Raw genomic sequence first — 18,969 nt, 5'->3', positions numbered from 1 at the left:
ACAAAAAAACATATGCCAACAAAGTATTATTTTGTTTTGTTGCCTTTTCCAAACATTACAATAGGCTTTTTTGTGACAGAAGTTATTCTTTCTTTTTGTAAATAGGTATAAAATAACTTAAACTGTAATTGAAACCTGCGCCAAATTTACCATCATAAGTGCGATTGAAACCTGGAATGTATAAATTGTCAAATCCGCTAGGCTTTTTATCAGAAGTCAGATAATTAAGACGTACCGAAAATCCCAAATAGAGGTTATTGAAGATTTCAGCCTTGATACCGCCAATAATTTCAATCCAAGTGGCATTCAATCCGCTAAATTTTTGACTAGTTGTAATTTCATTTTCACCATAATAATTGGTGTAAGTACCTTCTGCTATTGGATAGGCTTGGAAAATTTTATACGAATTCAAGGTATGGTCAAATGAACTAAAACCAACGCGAACACCTGTATATATCATGTTTTCCATATCTAGCCAATTTTCAAAGGCATTGTAATCAAATCCAATTTTTAAATAGTTGCCTTTGGTAGTGAAGTTCAAACGGTCGTCATCTACGGTTTTTTCTTCATTGCCAAATTCACCTGCTATGTAAAACTTCTTTGATAGGCGATAATCTCCTACAATTTCTAACCCTCTATAATGGTTATCGTATAATGATTTTGTAAGACGATGTAAATCAACACCAACTCTTAAGCCGTAACGTTGTGGGTATTTTGAAATCGTATCTTGTGCATTTCCAACAATGGAAAATAAAACAACAAGACTAAAAGTAAATTTTAATATGTGTTTCATTTTCATCTATTATTGAAGGTTGTGCAATTGTAATATTTTGTATCCAGTTATCGGTGTCTGTAGTTAATACAGCCCCTTCTGTAGAGTCGAGTTCAAAAGTAGTTTTGAAGCCACAAGCTCTCGACACATACGTTTCTAAACGCATATAGTTAAAGGTAATCTCGTCACTGTTGTCGTTTGTAGTGTCTTCATCAGTGCCATTTTGAACAAACTGAATTACGGTAGTATCTTGAAAGGTTTTAAGTGGAAAAATAATTTTACTAACATTTGAATAGGAAAAACCTGACTCTTGTCCTGTAGCAATCACACCCAAATTGGTAACATTCTTTACTTCACCTGTAGTAGTGTCGTAAAATTCGATAACCAAATTAGGAGTAGTGGGGGTACCTTCAGCACAAATATCGTCTTTTTCACAATTCCAGAAGGAAGCCGAAAGAACGATAGAAAGTGTTAGTAAAATGTATTTTTTCATGTATTAATTAGTTTCTTTTTTCTAATAAAACAACATTTTCCACATGGTGTGTTTGTGGAAACATATCAACTGGTCGTACACGAGTTACACGGTACATTTCGTCAAGTAAAGCCAAATCACGCGCTTGTGTTGCAGAATTACAACTTACATAGACTACTTTTTCAGGAGCAATTTTTATAATTTGCGCCACTACATCTTTGTGCATACCATCCCGTGGTGGATCGGTTATAATAACATCAGGGTGACCGTGAGTTGTAATGAAAGCATCGTTGAACACATTTTTCATATCCCCTACGAAGAACTCACAATTGGTAATGTTGTTGCGTTTTGCATTTTCTTTTGCATCAGCAATTGCCTCTGGTACTGCTTCAACACCAACTACTTTTTTCGCTTTTTTCGATACGAATTGTGCAATAGTTCCAGTTCCAGTATACAAATCGTACACCAATTCTTCTCCAGTTAAACCTGCAAATTCGCGGGTAATTTTATACAGTTCGTAGGCTTGTTCAGAATTGGTTTGGTAAAATGACTTCGCATTAATGCTAAAGTGTAAACCTTCCATTTCTTCTAAAATATAGTCTCTTCCTTTGAAAAGTTTAATATCTTGATCATAAATGGTATCATTTGGTTTACCATTAATCACATAAAGCAACGAAGTGATTTCAGGGAAACGTTCCGCAATGAAGTTTAACAACAATTCACGTTTGGCTTTATCTTCCTTGAAAAACTGAATGAGAACCATGATCTCTCCTGTTGAAGCTGTACGAATCATTAAAGTTCGCAACAACCCTTCGTGATTACGAGCGTCAAAGAACTCCAAAGCATTGGCTACTGCGAAATTTTTGATTTCGTTTCGAATAGCATTCGATGGATCTTGTTGCAAGTGACATTTTTCAATATCTAATATTTTATCCCACATTTTTGGAATATGGAATCCTAAAGCATTTTTATGTTCAAACTCTTTCCCCGATTTTATTTCTTCGTCAGTCATCCAACGGGCATTGGAGAATCCAAATTCCATTTTATTACGGTAGAAAAATTGCTTTTCCGAGCCTAAAATAGGTTCGAAATCCGGCATGTCAATTTTGCCAATACGTTTTAAGTTGTTGTATACTTCTTGATTTTTATAAAACAATTGCTTTTCGTAACTCATGTTTTGCCATTTGCATCCGCCACAGGCACCAAAATGGTCACATACCACATCAACGCGGTCTTCTGAAAATTCATGAATAACAGTAGCTTTTCCTTCGTAGTAAGCCTTGCGCTTTTTCGTCGTTTGTACATCTACAACATCTCCGGGTACTACATTTGGAATAAAAATTACTTTTCCATCAGGAGCCTTTGCTACTGAAACGCCTTTTGCACCAGCATCAAGGACTTTTACGTTTTCGAATACGATTCGTTCTGTTCTCTTTCTTCCCATAGCGCAAAAATAAGGATTGTTCGTGGTATTTAATAAAATATTTTACTTTTATAGCAAATTCAAAAATACAAATGAAAACACATTTAGCATTACTTAGAGGGATTAATGTTTCGGGACACAACATGATGAAAATGGACACTTTGAAAAGCGCCTTAGAAAATTACGGTTTCAAAAACGTAGAAACCTACATTCAATCGGGTAATGTTTTTGTGGATACCGATGAAACGAATGCGGCGAGTGTTGGTTTTCAAATCAAACAAGAGATTTTCAAAGTCTTTGGATATGAGGTGCCGGTTGTTGTAATAGGTATGTCAGATTTGGAGGCTTGTTTTGCCAATAATGCATTTCTAAAAGCTTCAAATGTCGATACTAAAAAGTTGTATGTGGCTTTTATATCAAAGGAACTTTCGGCTGGTGCGATGAACGATTTAAAGATGAGCCAAGTAAAACCAGATGAAGCCCAAATTGACGGAAATAAAATTTTTATCCAGTATGCTATTGGAGCAGGTAAAACACGTTTTGATCAAAAGTATATAGAAAAAAAACTAAATGTTACAGCTACCATACGCAATTGGAATACTGTAACAAAACTCTTGGAAATGTATAAAGAAAGGAGCTAAGCCTTTTTGAAAGCTCTGTATTAATTTATATTTTTGTAAACGACGGATGATTTCTCTCCGATTGAAGAAGGAATTGCGATTTTTTAAAGCAAAAAAATATCAAAATGTCAGTTTTAGCAAAAATGAGTTCAGCGGAAGCAATTCAGTTAGAGGATAAGTATGGTGCACATAATTATCATCCACTACCAGTAGTTTTAAGTAAAGGAGAAGGTGTTTATGTATGGGATGCAGAGGGTAAAAAATATTACGATTTTTTATCAGCCTATTCTGCAGTAAATCAAGGACATTGTCATCCTAAAATTGTTGGGGCAATGGTGGAACAAGCACAAACGTTAACATTGACTTCGCGTGCTTTTTACAATGATAAATTAGGGGTGTACGAAGAGTATATAACCAAAACGTTTGGTTTTGACAAAGTACTACCTATGAATACTGGGGCAGAAGCAGTTGAAACCGCTTTGAAAATCTGTAGAAAATGGGCGTATGAAAAGAAAGGTATTCATGAAAATGAAGCGCAAATAATTGTTTGTGAAAACAACTTTCACGGGAGAACAACAACGATTATCTCTTTTTCAAATGATGAAAATGCACGTAAGAATTTCGGACCTTACACGGCAGGATTTATAAAAATTGCCTACGATGATATTGAGGCATTAGAAAAAGCATTGACTTCATCAAAAAATATTGCTGGTTTTCTTGTAGAGCCTATTCAAGGAGAAGCTGGGGTATACGTGCCAAGTGAAGGATATTTGGCAAAAGCTAAGGCGTTATGTGAAGCAAATAATGTTTTGTTTATTGCAGACGAAGTACAAACAGGAGTTGCAAGAACAGGGAAATTATTAGCAGTACAACACGAAGACGTACAACCAGATATTTTAATTTTAGGAAAAGCATTGTCAGGTGGTGTTTATCCAGTATCGGCAGTTTTAGCAAATGATGCTGTAATGAATGTTATCAAACCGGGGCAACACGGTTCTACTTTTGGAGGTAACCCAATCGCAGCTGCTGTGGCAATCGCAGCATTAGAAGTGGTTAAAGAAGAAAAATTAGCAGAAAATGCAGAAAGATTAGGACAATTGTTCCGTTCGGAATTGGATAAGTACATTCAAACGTCATCCATTGCAACTTTAGTGCGTGGAAAAGGTTTGTTGAATGCTGTAGTAATTAACGATACAGAAGAGAGTGATACAGCTTGGAACATCTGTTTGGCATTGCGTGATAACGGTTTATTGGCCAAACCAACGCATGGTAATATCATCCGTTTTGCACCACCTTTGGTAATGAACGAAGAACAATTAATGGATTGTGTTTCGATTATTGTAAAAACGTTAAAGCAATTCGAAAACTAATCGTTATATCGAGAATAATGGCAACACCCGTTCACTTTTGAATGGGTGTTTTTTTTAGTATAAAATCGATTTTACTTTGGATTGAAGCACAGGTACCACTTTGGTTTCAAACCATTGATGTTGTTGCATCCAAAAGCGATTCCGAGGTGAGGGATGTGGTAGTACAAAAAAGTCGGGTAAATATGCTTCGAAATGCGCAACTGTTTCTGTAAGGTTTGATTTTACTGAAGTCTTCAAATAGTATTTTTGGGCATATTGCCCTATAAGAAGTGTGAGTTTTAAATCGGGCATTTCTGAAATGATTTTGTCGTGCCAAAGTGGAGCACACTCTTTACGTGGTGGTAAGTCACCCGAATTGCCTTTGCCGGGATAACAAAAGCCCATAGGTACTATCGCTATTTTGGTTGCATCATAAAAGATCTCTTCCGAAAGTTGAAGCCAATGGCGTAATTGTTTACCACTAGCATCGTTCCACGGAATTCCGGTTTGATGAACTTTAACCCCTGGAGCTTGTCCGATAATTAGAATTTTAGCCGTTCTACTAATTTGAACAACAGGATTAGGTCCAAGCGGTAAGTGTTCGGAACAGTGGGTACATTGTAATATTTCGTGGTGTAAGGATTGCATAAAAAAAATCCGCTACATAGGCGGCGGATTTATAGATTTAATTTTAGAATAGCGTTCGGAAATTTTTTTCCAATTGATAATATCGAAAAATGCATCCACATATTTCTTTCTGTTGTTTTGGTATTTCAAATAATAAGCGTGCTCCCATAAATCCAATCCTAAAATGGGTTTGCCTTTTACAGCAGCATCGAACATAAGTGGGTTGTTTTGATTTTGCGTTGTAGTGATTACAAGTTTTCCTTCTGGAGTCACAATTAGCCAAACCCAACCAGAACCAAAAAAGGTATTGGATGATTTTTTAAATTCCACTTCAAAGTTGTCGTAAGAACCAAAATCCGTTGTGAACGCTTGCATTAATTCTTCTGAAGGTTTTTGATTACGATCTTTACTCAATCCTTCAAAAAACAAATGGTGATTGTAGTAGCCTCCTGCATTGTTTTTAAGATCAGAGTCAATATCGTCAACTATGGCCAATAACTGGGTAATGGATAAATTCTCTTTTTTTTGAGCAGCAACTATGGTGTTGAGTTTGTTAGCAAAACCCAAATAGTGTTTGCTAAAGTGAATTTCCATAGTTCTGGCGTCAATGGCGTTTTCAAACGCATTAAAATCATAAGGAACTTCAATTAACTGAAATTTTCCTTCTGCTTTGAAATCTTTAGGACTCGAACTAGTAGCTTCTAGAGTAGCCGACTCTGGTTCAGGAATAGCAACTCTTACCAAATTGCTATTATCTTTACATCCTAATAAGGATAGAAAGGTTAAAGCTGTAATGAAAAATCGCATAATGATTACAAATTACGTTCTTTCAACAATTGATTAATGATAGCAATGTATTCTTCTTTGGCTTGGTCAATGGTTAAGTGTTTAACCTGCATCCAAGCATTAAGTTTGAAAGCATTTCGTAAATCTAAATTGTTATTTGATGCAATAGGATTTATTTTACCACTTGTAGCTTGTTTGTAAAGGCCATACAATACCAACTGCATATCCTGCGGTACCGATTCTTGTGGTATTCTATTGGCATTTTCAAATGCCTCATCAAATAAAGTATCTAAATCTTTTTCAGTCATTTATTTTTTGCAAATAACAGTTTTAGCACCAATAGCTTTCTGACCTAATTTTACATCAACTTCAGTACCTAAAGGTAAATAAATATCCACTCTCGAACCAAATTTAATAAATCCAGCGTCTTTTCCTTGTATAACGCGCATGCCTTCTTCGGCATAATTTACAATACGTCTTGCCAATGCTCCTGCAATTTGACGGTACATAACTTCACCGTAAATTCTATTGTTGATAACAACTGTAGTACGTTCGTTTTCTTCACTAGCTTTGGGATGCCATGCAACCAAATATTTACCTGGGTGGTATTTGCTGTATTTTACAACACCATTTAGCGCGTAACGCGTTACGTGAACATTTAACGGTGACATGAAGATCGAAACCATTAAACGTTTGTCTTGGAAATATTCGGGTTCGTAAACTTCTTCAATAACAACTACTTTTCCATCTACAGGTGCTAAAATGTGGTTGTCACTATTGTCAACCGGTCTTTTTGGATTTCTGAAAAATTGTAAAACCAGCACAAGTAAACCTATGGCTAAAACAATTAAAATATTTCTTAACCATGAAATGCTAATAAAAGCATCACTTACAAAGATAATTCCAACAACAATTAATAATGTGATGAAAATAATTTTGGCACCTTCTTTATGAAACATAATTTAAAATTAAATAAAATAAATATATAAATGGAACTACAAATATAATACTATCCAATCGATCTAAAATACCGCCATGTCCAGGCATGATATTTCCGCTATCTTTTACTCCTGCAACTCGTTTGAACTTGGATTCAATCAAATCGCCTAATGTACTGAAAACACCAACTATTAATCCAATAATCGTCCAAATAAAAAGCGACGCATGTGTGAAATATTTGGCGATTACAATACCGCCAACTATAGCAAATACAATTCCGCCAATAAATCCTTCTATGGTCTTTTTAGGGGAAATACTTGGCAGTAATTTGTGTTTTCCAAAGTTTTTGCCTACCAAATAAGCAAATGTATCATTGATCCAAATTAATATAAAGATACTAATTAAAATTTTTGGATTGTAACCTTTGACACCCATGGGAACTTTGGTTAAAATGATAAAAGGGAATATGATGTAACCAAATAAGGAAAGGTATTTTAAAAAAGGAGTAAGGGTTACGGCTTTTTTGTCAAACAAAAAGTAAACCAATACAAGTGAAGTGAGTATAGTAACGGCAGTAAGCGAAGTATCTACAAAAGGGCTGTAAGTAGAATTGTAAAATACAGCGTAAAGTGCTAGTGCAGTAACCGTTGGGATGATAAAATTTACAGCGATAAGTTTTGAAAATTCAAAGGTGGCAATTGCTAAAAACACACCAAATAAAAGATTGAAACTTTCCTTGGAATACAAGATGCAGGATAATAGCAATAAAATGTAAACGGCGCCCGAAAGCGCTCTTTTTAAAGTTTCATTCATTCTAAAGATCTTCAAGTAAAAGAAGGTACAAGTTTTTGTGGCAACTTCCGTAATGTAAAAAGTCTTCTTCTTTTACTTTTTCAAAGTATTTAATAGTTGTAATGTTGGTTGGGATTTCTTTATCATATTTATTTTTGATAAAGCGTAAACCTTCACTTTTATTACCTACAAGTTGGCTTGTAGTAGCATAAACTACCATATTAATCGGTAGTTCATTTGGTTTGTAATGTTTGAATTGATTGGAGGAAAATAGGATAGATCCCTCATCAGCAATTAAATTTTCACACGAAGAAAAGATGAAACTAGGGTTTTTAGGATTCTGATACGTCAATTTATTCTCGTCAAGGAATAAATTTAGGCGCGGCTCGAAACAAATAACATCTCTTTCAAACCAATCGTTCTCTTCTAAAATGTTAATGAAATTTTCTTTTACCTCCTCTAAGTTTTCACAATAGATGAACTTCCCGCCATTTTTTTTAAAATGGTAGGTGAACATTTCGTCTATAGGTAATTTAATATCAGGCGTGTAAGGGCTTTTTTCTTCTTTTTTTTCTTCGCCTTTTGAATTATCACTAGAGTTTCCAAAAATTTTTCTAAAAAGACTCATGTATTTTTAGGAGGTGTTTTTATAGTTTGATTCAAAGATAAAAAAAATCTTAGCTCAAAAAATGAAATGAGCTAAGATTTTTATCTAAAGTTGAATTTATTTATTCGATTATAGTTTCCGGTAAGTTTTCGTCAATTTTCCCAAAAGGTCTTTTTCCAAAAATGGCTTCCAAATCGTCTTTGAAAATCACTTCTTTTTCAATAAGAATATCCGCCAAGGCAACCAATTTATCTTTGTTGTCTTTTAAAAGCTGAATAGCCCTTTGGTATTGGTTTTCGATTAATGCTGATATTTCAGTATCAATGATTTTAGCAGTATCTTCTGAATATGGTTTTGAAAAACTATATTCACTTTGACCCGATGAATCGTAATACGTGATATTTCCAATCTTGTCGTTAAGACCGTAAACGGTAACCATAGCTCTTGCTTGTTTGGTTACTTTTTCCAAATCACTTAATGCTCCAGTAGAAATTTTATCAAAAATTACTTTTTCAGCTGCACGTCCACCCATAGTGGCGCACATTTCGTCAAGCATTTGCTCTGGACGAACAATCAAGCGCTCTTCTGGTAAATACCAAGCGGCACCCAAACTTTGACCACGTGGTACAATAGTTACCTTTACAAGTGGAGCAGCATGTTCAAGCATCCAACTTACAGTAGCGTGACCTGCTTCGTGAATAGCGATAGCTCTCTTTTCTTCTGGGGTAACAATTTTATTTTTCTTTTCAAGTCCACCTACAATACGGTCAACCGCATCAAGGAAATCTTGTTTGTTTACCGATTTTTTGTCTTTACGAGCTGCAATTAAAGCGGCTTCGTTACAAACATTGGCAATGTCAGCACCTGAGAATCCAGGAGTTTGTTTGGCTAAAAATTCAGTATCCAATTCTTCCGATTTTTTAATCGGTTTCAAGTGAACTTCAAAAATTTCTTTACGTTCTCGGATGTCTGGTAAGTCAACATAAATTTGACGGTCAAAACGACCAGCACGCATTAAAGCTTTGTCTAAAACATCCGCTCTATTAGTTGCTGCTAATACTATGACATTAGTATTGGTACCAAAACCATCCATTTCGGTTAACAATTGGTTTAAAGTATTTTCACGTTCGTCATTTGATCCAGACATGTTATTTTTGCCACGAGCCCTTCCTACAGCATCAATCTCGTCAATAAAGATGATAGCAGGTGATTTTTCTTTAGCTTGTTTGAACAAGTCGCGAACACGAGAAGCACCAACTCCTACAAACATTTCAACGAAATCAGAACCAGAAAGCGAAAAGAAAGGTACTTTTGCTTCGCCGGCTACTGCTTTGGCTAATAAAGTTTTACCAGTACCCGGAGGGCCTACTAATAAAGCTCCTTTTGGAATTTTACCCCCAATAGAGGTGTATTTTTCCGGATTTTTCAAGAATTCTACAATTTCTTGAATTTCTTCTTTAGCACCTTCAAGTCCCGCAACATTTTCAAATGTTACTTTCACATCGTTCTTTTCGTCAAATAGTTTGGCTTTTGATTTTCCAATGCTGAAAATTTGTCCGCCACCACCTCCAGCGCCGCCAGACATTCTTCGCATCATGAAAATCCAAAGTCCTGCTATTAAAATGAAAGGTAAGAAAATCGATAAGATTTCACCCCAAGCACTATCCGGCTCTTTCTCATAGTCGTCAATTAAACCTTTCTGACTAGCCTCTTGTAAGTTTTTTTCAAATAACTCGTCATTACCGATTTCAGTAAAGTAATGCGGTCCTTTTACGTTTAATTTTCCAAAAACATCATTCTTTACCGCCTCATGTGATTTGTTTTGTAAAGCCGATTCTTTTAAATAAACGGTAGCTTTACTTTTGTTGAAATCAACTTTAGCAACTTGGTTAGAGTCTAAATATTGGTGGAATTTTGACAGCGTAATAGGTCTTGGGTTGTTTAAATCAAACCCACTTCCGAAAACTGAAAAAAGCAATAAAGCTCCAAGAATTACACCGTAAACCAACCAAGGGCTGATTTTGAATTTTGGATTTTGATTATTTTCTTTTGCCATAGCGTTTTTTAATATTTGCTTTGAATAGAAGTGATTTTAGCATCACCCCAAAGGTTTTCAATGTTGTAGTATTCACGTATGTGTTTTTGGAATACATGTACAACTACGTTTACGTAGTCCATTAAAACCCATTCACCATTTTCTGTTCCTTCAACATGCCATGGTTTTTCTTTTAATTCTTTAGAAACAGCTTTTTGTATGGAATTGGTAATGGCGTTTACTTGAGTGTTAGAATTTCCATTACAAATTACGAAGTAGTCACAAACAGTGTTGTCAATTTCTCTTAGGTCTAGAATATCAATATCTTCTCCTTTAACGTCCTCAATCCCCTTTAAGATATTCGCTAATAAATCGTCGTTACTTGTGGTATTATTTGTCATTTAATATTTTTAAGTTTATGCAAAGTTATCATTTTTTGTGTTTAATTTTGAACCTTAACATAAGATTAAAACTAATTTGTCACATTTTTTCAAAATGAACATCATCAAACTCAATGCCATTGCTTCAACAAATAGTTTTTTAAAAGAATTGTCAGTTGCTCAAAAAGTCGAAAATTTTACAATTGTTGTAACGGATAATCAAGTGCAAGGAAGAGGACAAAGAGGGAATACTTGGGTTACGGAATCGGGTAAAAACTTAACGTTTAGTATGTATGTGGGCGATTTTGATTTTAATCAATATGGTTTTTTTCTCCTTAATATTCTTGTCCCTATTGCGATTGTAGAAGTACTTCAAAAACGACAAGTTCCGAATGTGGCCATTAAATGGCCGAACGACATTTTGGCAGAAAATAAGAAGATAGCTGGGATTTTAATTGAGAATAGTTTTAAAAGTACCAATGAAATCAGTTCAGTTATCGGTATAGGACTTAATGTGAACCAACTCTTATTTGAAGATTTACCACAAGCTTCTTCTCTTTTAGCTTTGACTGGAACAGTTTCGGATCGGGATGAACTTTTGGAACAGATTGGTAAACAGATAAAGGATAAAGTTGAAAGTTTAGGTCAATTTTCAAAAGAAACATTGTGGAATGCGTATCATGACTTGCTTTTTAGAAAAGATAAACCTTCTACCTTTTTAGATCGCAACAACCAACATTTCGTTGGTATCATCCGTAAAGTGACAGAGGAGGGCTTGTTGCAAATAGAATTGGAGGATGAAGTATTCGTAAATTTTGAGACCAAACAAGTGAAATTATTGTATTAGTGATACTGTTTCTTAAAAATGGGTAAAGCTTTGTTAAACTTATTTAAAAGTTTTTCTTTTTAAGTACATTTGTAGCCGTTAAAAAATTTACCCCTAAAATGGATAAAAAAATATACGCTTTTTTGTTTTCAACACGATTAATGGCTGTCTTGTTCTTGGTTTTTGCTTTTGCTATGGGAGCAGGGACTTTTATTGAGAACGAATACAATACCGAAACAGCGCGAATTATGATTTACAATGCTTGGTGGTTTGAAGCCATCATGGTAATTTTTGTAATCAACTTTATTGGAAACATTAAGCGTTACCAATTGCATAAAAAAGAGAAGTGGACTACACTAGTATTGCACTTGGCTTTTATCTTCATCATTATCGGAGCTTTTGTAACACGTTATATTAGTTACGAAGGGGTAATGCCAATTCGTGAAGGAGAATCTTCAAATGTGATGTATTCCGACAAAACATACGTGACAGCATTTGTCGATGGGGAGTATGAAGGGGAAATGAAAAGGTTAACCTTTGAAGAAGGTTTGTATCTTTCATCTGTTACAGATAATGATTTTTCAATCAAAGGACAATTCAATAAAATTCCTTTCGAAATTGTATACGATAATTTTATCATGAATGCAACGCAGTCTATCGAAGCAAACGAGGATGGTGTTTTGTATTTGAAAATGGTAGAATCAGGGGATGGAAGCCGTCACGAACACTTTTTAAAGGAAGGAGAAGTACAAAACATTCACAACGTACTTTTTGCTTTCAATAAGTTTACGCAAGGTGCTATCAACATCACGCACATGGAAGGGGCTTATTTAATTCAAACGCCTTTTGAAGGAAACTTTATGCGTATGGCCGATCAAATGAAAGGAGAGGTCGTAAAAGATTCGGTTCAGCCGTTAAACTTACGTTCGTTATATAATGTTGCTGGTTCGCAATTTGTATTTCCAGATCCAGCGATTAAAGGAGCGTTGACCTATGTGTCGAATAACGATTTTAAAGACAAACAAACCGATGATGCTTTGGTGGTAACCATCAAATCACAAGGGAAAGAAGAAAAGCTTACCTTGCCAGGAGCAAAAGGAAAACAAGGAGTACCACAAAGTATTACAGTTGGAGCTTTAGATTTTACCCTATTCTTTGGAAGTAAAGTGTACGAGTTACCGTTTAGTTTGAAATTAGACGATTTTGTGGCCGATAAATATCCAGGTACCGAAAAGAGTTATGCAGCTTTCAAGTCAAAATTGGAAATTCAAGACACCGAACGAAATACCACGTTTAAAGACAGTGTGTTCATGAATCATATTTTAGATTACAGAGGCTATCGTTTTTTCCAAGCGATGTTTGATCCAGATGAAAAAGGTACAATCTTATCGGTGAATCATGATTCATGGGGAACCAACATTACTTATGTAGGGTACTTCTTATTATACTTAGGATTGATTTTAATTTTATTCGATAAAAAATCACGTTTTGGTGATTTGAAAAAGAAATTGGAAAAAATTAAGTTGAAAAAAGCGCAACTATCTGTTATTGCTTTGTTGCTTTCATGGGGTGCTTTTGCACAAGACCACAACCATCAAACGGAAACGGATAATGCGAAAGTTTTAGAGTTCATTCAAAAATACAAAGTATCGCCAGAGCATGCAGATGTTTTTGGAGAAATGGTCATCCAAGATGCAGGTGGACGTATGAAGCCGGTAAATACTTTCTCATCTGAATTGTTGCGAAAAGTATCGAAAAGTGATACGTATGAAGGGATGAATGCCGATCAGGCGTTTATTTCGATGACGCAGTTTCCACAATATTGGTACAACCTTCCAATTATTTATTTAAAAAGAGGTAACGATAGCATTCGAAAGATTGCGGGCATTGAAAAAACAGCAAAATATGCTTCACTGGTAAACTTCTTTGATGAAAAAGGAAGTTATAAATTGTCGCCATTTTTGGATGAAGCCTATCGTGCTGCCATTCCAAATCAGTTTCAAAAAGATTTTATTGAGGTGGACAAACGCGTAAACCTATTGTATTCCGCATTGAGTGGTGAAATCATGCGTGTTTTCCCTTTGCCAAATGATGCGAATAACAAATGGTTGTCGTACTTAGAAATCAACCAGCCTACAGGCACGGTTTTGGATACGGTTAAAAACATATTGCCATTTTATTTGGATGCCGTGAATAAAGCATCACAATCAGGTGATTATACTTTGCCAAATAGTTTGTTAAAAGGGTTGAAAGATTACCAAGGGAATTATGGTGCTAAAGTAATGCCTACAGAACAAAAAGTTAAAGCCGAAATTACTTATAACAAATACGACATTTTCAAGCGTTTGTACTATTTGTATATGTTAGCAGGAGTGTTAATGTTGGCTTTTGCAATAGTGCAATTGTTTACAAGTTCCAAAGGAATCAAATATACGGTAAATGCTTTCTACGGCTTGATTATTTTCTTTTTCGGATTGCATACACTAGGCTTAATGGCACGTTGGTACATCTCAGGTCATGCACCGTGGAGTGATGCGTATGAGAGTATGATTTATGTAGCTTGGGCAACAATGTTATTTGGTATTGTGTTCGGTAGAAAATCAAAATTGACAGTAGCTTCTACGGCCTTTGTAGCATCAATGATTTTAATGGTGGCACACTGGAACTGGATGGACCCAGCGATTTCAAATCTGCAACCAGTATTAAATTCGTATTGGTTAATGATTCACGTTGCGGTAATCGTGGCAAGTTACGGTCCGTTTACCTTGGGAATGATTTTAGGTATAGTAGCCTTATTCTTAATGTTGTTTACAACGGAAGCGAATAAAGAGCGAATGAAATTAGCAATTAGCGAATTGAGTTATATCAACGAAATGGCTTTAACAGTCGGATTGGTAATGTTAACCATCGGAAACTTCTTAGGAGGACAATGGGCAAATGAAAGTTGGGGTCGTTACTGGGGTTGGGACCCAAAAGAAACTTGGGCGTTAATCAGTATTATGGTGTATGCTTTTGTAATTCATGCGCGTTTGGTACCCGGTTTACGTGGAAAATGGATTTACAATGTGTTTAGTGTATTTGCATTCTATTCGATTTTAATGACGTATTTCGGGGTGAATTTCTACTTGTCAGGGTTGCATTCTTATGCAAGTGGTGATAAAGTGGTAACACCTACTTTTGTATACGTTTCAGTAATCAGTGTGATCATATTAAGCGTACTATCCTACTTCAAGTATCGCAAACATTATAAAAAATAGGCATAAAAAATAGGCATAAAAAAAGAGCGCTCATTGCGCTCTTTTTTTATTGCTTTTTTTAGAAGTATTGGCAAAACCTTTATTCTTTAAAATTTCTTTTTTCTCTCGATAACGCATATACGTGTAGTGGTGTTGTATGGTATTCACAAAACTTAAAATCATTCCAATACCCACAACAATATACAATACCGTAAACATTTTTCCCATATTGGTCTGTGGCGCAAAATCACCAAAACCAATGGTGGTCAAAGTAACGACCGAAAAGTAAAACGAATCAATCAAACTCCAGCCTTCCAAATAGTGATAGGTAATGGTTCCAGTGAGAATAATTAATAAAGTCGTAATCAACAAATCACGATATTCGTCATCTTGTAAAAACGATATGATAGTGCGAAAAAAGAACATAGTCAATAGTTTAGTGGTGTCTAAAGTTACAAATTTATGTTTGATTTTAGATTTGTTTAACCCCAGTTGTACGAATAATGCTGTATATTTGAAATAAAAAAAAAGAATGAAACAGATATTCCGATTGTTACTTTTTGCCCTTACGGTAATAGGGTGTAAACAACAAGAAAACCTAAACAAAAAACTAGAAGTAAACGATACAACTATGGAAAGAGCCTCTATTCACCAGTTTTCAGTAGAAGATATTGAAGGCAATACCTTTGATTTTGCTACGTTGTCTGGAAAGAAAATTATGGTAGTCAATACCGCTTCAAAGTGTGGGCTAACACCACAATACAAACAACTAGAAGAAGTATACGAACATTATAAAAACAACAATTTCATTATTGTGGGTTTTCCAGCCAATGATTTTATGAGTCAAGAGCCAGGAACAAACGAAGAAATTGCTACTTTTTGCGAACGCAATTACGGCGTAACCTTCCCAATGATGAGTAAAATTACCGTAAAAGGAAAAGAAATGCACCCGCTTTACCAATTCTTAACACAAAAGCAGAAAAATGGTATTGCAGATAGCGAAGTGGAATGGAACTTTCAAAAATACCTGTTGAACGAGAAAGGCGAATTGGAGTTAGTTGTTTCCCCACGTACTTTACCAAATGATGAAATGGTGATCAACTGGATTGAAGGAAAATAATTACAGCATTAATTGCATAAATACCGAATCGAGCCAACGGTCAAATTTATAGCCCGATTCTTTGATAATACCCACGGTTGTAAAACCAAACTTTTCATGAAACGCCACACTACCTTGATTTTCGGAATCGATAACCGCAATCATAGTGTGGCGTTTTTGTGTTTTTGCCAACTCGATTAGGTGCGAAAGTAACAAATGCCCTATTTTATGCCCCTGAAAATCGGGGTGTACATACACCGAATGTTCTACCGTAAATTGATACGCCTCCCGAAAGCGAAAAGCACCAAAATATCCAAAACCGACCACCTCATTTTTGGGGTTTATCGCCACAATAATGGGATAGCCTTTTGCAAGGTTGTCTTCAAAAATAGTAGACTGTTGTGCTAAACTTCTCGTGTTATAATCGTACAAAGCGGTAGAATGAAGGATATTGTAATTGATAATATCCAAAATAGCAGCACAATCCTCTTTTTCATACGGGCGTATCGTGAACAACATAGCGATGATTTTAGTGTAAAGATAACAATATTTTATAGGATTTTTTATCAGAAATTCCCTCCTTGAGTATACTGAGGGAGGTGTTTTTTTACACTTTTTTCAATTAATTAAAGCTCGACTACAGATTTCTAAGCCGTTTTTAGTATTGTAGTGAATAGTGGATTTAATTTATGGACAGTTCAATCGGTTTTAGAATCTAAAGTTGTACGAGGAATTCCCTCCACGAGGAGGGTTAGGGAGGTGTTTTTTTATAGCTTGTCCCATTGAGAATTATTTGTAATTACAATAGTGGGATTTCGCATTTGTTCTAAAACAATTTGTTAGTATTTCAATTAAAAAATCAAATTTTAACAAAAACTACAGTAAATCTGTAATCTATTTCTGAATTATTTTTTTATATTTGAAAAAACATAAAGCGCCATACGAAGTTTTTTTGCGGACCTGTTTTTAATTCAAGTGTATTTGGTAAGGAGTAATTTTTAATTTGGGTTGCTAATAATGTTCTATAATAAAAGCAAGGAAGCTTGCTTTTGCAAAAGCGTGTATTTTTTTAATCATTTTTGTTATTATTATGTTGGAAAGGCAGTGGGAAACCACTGTCTTTTTTTTGATCATTTTTTATCCAATAGATAAAGCATGGATAATGCATGGGTAGTGCATGAAAACGTTTAGTACAAAATGGAGGTATTGGAACAGCTATAAAAGTGTTTTTTAAAACGAAATTAAATTAGCGACATATTTTTTGCGGCCGACTTTCATATCGTCACTACTTTGTATCTTTGTTCTTCGGAAACTTAGTTCAAAACAACATGATATATCCCAAAATTCCTTTAGCACAAAGTCTTATTGAAATTTGTAAAGAAAAAGGAATACAACATATTGTAATTTCTCCCGGTTCGCGTAATGCACCACTCACCATAGGTTTTGCCAATAATCCCTTTTTTACTTGTTACAGTATCGTTGACGAGCGTTGTGCAGCCTTTTTTGCAATGGGGATGGCACAGCAATTGCGCCAGCCTGTGGCTGTAGTTTGTACCTCCGGTTCTGCTTTGTTGAATTATTACCCTGCGGTAGCCGAAGCTTTTTACAGTCAAATTCCGTTGGTGGTTTTAAGCGCCGATCGTCCGCATGATAAAATCGACATCGGGGATGGACAAACCATTCGACAAGAAAATGTATTTGCCAATCATTCGCTTTTCAATGCCAATTTATCGGAAGAAGCTTCTTTGGAAAATGATACCTTAATCAACGAGGCTTTGAATACAGCATTAACCCAAAGTGGTCCCGTGCACATCAATGTGCCTTTTGAGGAACCATTATACGATACAGTAGAAGCGTTGTCAGTTGTTCCTAAAATTGTACCGCCTACCGTTGTGGAGACTCCTTTTGAACTTACCGATGCGCATTTGGAAATTTGGAATACCGCTAAGCGAAAATTAATTCTAGTAGGCGAGTTGTTTCCCAATACTGTTGAGGCTGCAATAATCGAGCAATGGGCAAAAGATGAGAGTGTGGTCGTACTGACTGAAAAAACGTCAAACTTGCACCACCCAACGTTTATTGCTAAAATCGATACCTTAATTACGCCTTTTACAGATGCTGATTTTGATAAGTTCCAACCGGAAGTGTTACTGACCTTTGGAGGAATGGTGGTGTCAAAGCGTATCAAAGCTTTTTTACGACGTTTTACGCCAAAAGCGCATTGGCACATCGATACTTTAAGAGCTTATGATACTTTTGGATGCTTAACCGAACATTTTACAACGACACCGAATGCTTTTTTTAAGGCCCTTTTGGTTAAAAGTAAAGAGGTTTCGAGTACATATAAATCGGATACTTTAACCATATTTAACGATCGAAAAACAAAACACCAAGCTTATGTTTCGGGTATTCCTTTTTCCGATTTCAAAGCTTTTGAAATTATAAGTAAGAAGTTGCCACAAAATAGCCAGTTGCAAATGAGTAACAGTTCGGCTATTCGTTATTTGCAACTAGTAGATGTACATGCTAGTGTATCGGTATTCTGTAATCGCGGAACAAGTGGTATCGATGGAAGTACTACAACCGCAATAGGGGCGGCTGTAGCTACAGCTACGCCAACAGTTTTGGTAACAGGTGATATCAGTTTCTTTTATGATAGTAATGCTTTATGGAACAATTATATTCCGGCAAATTTTAAAATCATCTTAATCAACAATGGTGGAGGAGGTATTTTTAGAATTTTACCCGGACATAAAGAAAACGCTACGTTTAACACCTATTTTGAAACGTCTCACGGCTTAACCGCTGAGCATTTGGCCAAAATGTTCCATTTCAATTATGCTGTTGCTAAGGATGAAGCAACATTGGAAACACAATTGCAGCAATTTTTTACAGAAAATGATAAGCCTATGATTTTAGAAGTTTTTACACCAGAGAAAGTAAACAACACAATTTTATTAGATTATTTCAAGAATTTATAATTAATGATAAATTAATGTTGGTTTT

General features: G+C 35.4%; 19 protein-coding genes. 6 read left to right on the top strand and 13 right to left on the bottom strand.

What is annotated here, in order from left to right; translation table 11 throughout:
• Positions 1-82: 82 nt before the first annotated feature.
• From ACFS5J_RS05565 to rlmD, 3 genes are read right to left on the bottom strand one after another with little or no spacing between them, the layout of a single operon-like run.
• Entirely contained in the window at positions 83-793 is a 711-nt protein-coding gene (locus ACFS5J_RS05565) for a DUF6048 family protein (RefSeq protein WP_379811069.1), read from the bottom strand.
• The gene (locus ACFS5J_RS05560; RefSeq protein WP_379811068.1) at positions 765-1,265 is read right to left on the bottom strand and encodes a DUF6452 family protein; all 501 of its coding nucleotides are present in this window, start codon (positions 1,263-1,265) and stop codon (positions 765-767) included. Before ACFS5J_RS05560 ends, ACFS5J_RS05565 begins: the two co-directional genes overlap by 29 nt.
• Before the next feature lie 7 nt (positions 1,266-1,272).
• A complete protein-coding gene (gene rlmD, locus ACFS5J_RS05555; protein ID WP_379811067.1) occupies positions 1,273-2,688 on the bottom strand; it encodes a 23S rRNA (uracil(1939)-C(5))-methyltransferase RlmD in 1,416 nt (471 codons plus the stop codon).
• A gap of 71 nt (positions 2,689-2,759) precedes the next feature.
• Here rlmD and ACFS5J_RS05550 point away from each other — a divergent pair, with 71 nt between their 5' ends.
• Complete coding sequence (locus tag ACFS5J_RS05550; RefSeq protein WP_379811066.1) at positions 2,760-3,308, top strand: DUF1697 domain-containing protein; 549 nt, start codon at positions 2,760-2,762, stop codon at positions 3,306-3,308.
• Positions 3,309-3,412: 104 nt separating this feature from the next.
• Positions 3,413-4,657, top strand: a complete 1,245-nt coding sequence (rocD, locus tag ACFS5J_RS05545) for an ornithine--oxo-acid transaminase (RefSeq protein ID WP_379811065.1) — start codon at positions 3,413-3,415, stop codon at positions 4,655-4,657.
• A 54-nt stretch (positions 4,658-4,711) separates the two neighbouring features.
• Here rocD and ACFS5J_RS05540 read toward each other — a convergent pair whose 3' ends face one another.
• From ACFS5J_RS05540 to rsfS, 8 genes are all read right to left on the bottom strand, one after another.
• Positions 4,712-5,284, bottom strand: a complete 573-nt coding sequence (locus ACFS5J_RS05540; RefSeq protein ID WP_379811064.1) for a uracil-DNA glycosylase family protein — start codon at positions 5,282-5,284, stop codon at positions 4,712-4,714.
• A gap of 12 nt (positions 5,285-5,296) precedes the next feature.
• Positions 5,297-6,070 carry a superoxide dismutase gene (locus ACFS5J_RS05535; protein ID WP_379811063.1) on the bottom strand — a complete coding sequence of 258 codons (774 nt, stop codon included), beginning with the start codon at positions 6,068-6,070 and terminating at the stop codon, positions 5,297-5,299.
• 5 nt (positions 6,071-6,075) lie between these two features.
• Entirely contained in the window at positions 6,076-6,357 is a 282-nt protein-coding gene (locus tag ACFS5J_RS05530; RefSeq protein WP_379811062.1) for an acyl-CoA-binding protein, read from the bottom strand.
• Positions 6,358-7,008 (bottom strand): phosphatidylserine decarboxylase family protein, encoded by a 651-nt coding sequence (locus ACFS5J_RS05525; protein ID WP_379811061.1) that lies wholly within the window; start codon positions 7,006-7,008, stop codon positions 6,358-6,360. It lies immediately after the preceding gene.
• Positions 6,998-7,801, bottom strand: coding sequence for a phosphatidate cytidylyltransferase (locus ACFS5J_RS05520; protein WP_379811060.1), 804 nt, complete (start codon positions 7,799-7,801; stop codon positions 6,998-7,000). The genes ACFS5J_RS05525 and ACFS5J_RS05520 overlap by 11 nt, the downstream gene beginning before the upstream one ends.
• 1 nt (position 7,802) lies before the next feature.
• Positions 7,803-8,408 carry a lactate utilization protein B/C gene (locus ACFS5J_RS05515; RefSeq protein WP_379811059.1) on the bottom strand — a complete coding sequence of 202 codons (606 nt, stop codon included), beginning with the start codon at positions 8,406-8,408 and terminating at the stop codon, positions 7,803-7,805.
• A gap of 100 nt (positions 8,409-8,508) precedes the next feature.
• Positions 8,509-10,443, bottom strand: coding sequence for an ATP-dependent zinc metalloprotease FtsH (ftsH, locus tag ACFS5J_RS05510; protein WP_379811058.1), 1,935 nt, complete (start codon positions 10,441-10,443; stop codon positions 8,509-8,511).
• 8 nt (positions 10,444-10,451) lie between these two features.
• Entirely contained in the window at positions 10,452-10,823 is a 372-nt protein-coding gene (gene rsfS, locus ACFS5J_RS05505; RefSeq protein ID WP_379811057.1) for a ribosome silencing factor, read from the bottom strand.
• 94 nt (positions 10,824-10,917) lie between these two features.
• Between rsfS and ACFS5J_RS05500 the strand changes: the two genes are divergently transcribed.
• Entirely contained in the window at positions 10,918-11,649 is a 732-nt protein-coding gene (locus ACFS5J_RS05500) for a biotin--[acetyl-CoA-carboxylase] ligase (RefSeq protein ID WP_379811056.1), read from the top strand.
• Between the two features lie 98 nt (positions 11,650-11,747).
• Complete coding sequence (gene ccsA, locus ACFS5J_RS05495) at positions 11,748-14,885, top strand: cytochrome c biogenesis protein CcsA (protein ID WP_379811055.1); 3,138 nt, start codon at positions 11,748-11,750, stop codon at positions 14,883-14,885.
• A 30-nt stretch (positions 14,886-14,915) separates the two neighbouring features.
• Here the strand turns inward: ccsA and ACFS5J_RS05490 are convergent, their stop codons facing one another.
• The gene (locus ACFS5J_RS05490) at positions 14,916-15,290 is read right to left on the bottom strand and encodes a potassium channel family protein (RefSeq protein ID WP_379811054.1); all 375 of its coding nucleotides are present in this window, start codon (positions 15,288-15,290) and stop codon (positions 14,916-14,918) included.
• 106 nt (positions 15,291-15,396) lie between these two features.
• Between ACFS5J_RS05490 and ACFS5J_RS05485 the strand changes: the two genes are divergently transcribed.
• The gene (locus ACFS5J_RS05485; protein WP_379811053.1) at positions 15,397-15,984 is read left to right on the top strand and encodes a glutathione peroxidase; all 588 of its coding nucleotides are present in this window, start codon (positions 15,397-15,399) and stop codon (positions 15,982-15,984) included.
• Here the strand turns inward: ACFS5J_RS05485 and ACFS5J_RS05480 are convergent, their stop codons facing one another.
• Complete coding sequence (locus ACFS5J_RS05480; protein WP_379811052.1) at positions 15,985-16,482, bottom strand: GNAT family N-acetyltransferase; 498 nt, start codon at positions 16,480-16,482, stop codon at positions 15,985-15,987.
• 809 nt (positions 16,483-17,291) lie between these two features.
• On the opposite strand from ACFS5J_RS05480, the gene menD reads away from it, so the two are divergent.
• Positions 17,292-18,944, top strand: a complete 1,653-nt coding sequence (gene menD / locus ACFS5J_RS05475; protein WP_379811051.1) for a 2-succinyl-5-enolpyruvyl-6-hydroxy-3-cyclohexene-1-carboxylic-acid synthase — start codon at positions 17,292-17,294, stop codon at positions 18,942-18,944.
• Positions 18,945-18,969 lie beyond the last annotated feature (25 nt).

The organism is Flavobacterium chuncheonense, from assembly GCF_042686145.1.
Classification (GTDB): Bacteria; Bacteroidota; Bacteroidia; order Flavobacteriales; family Flavobacteriaceae; genus Flavobacterium; species Flavobacterium chuncheonense.
This window is presented reverse-complemented; position numbering and strand designations above follow the sequence as displayed.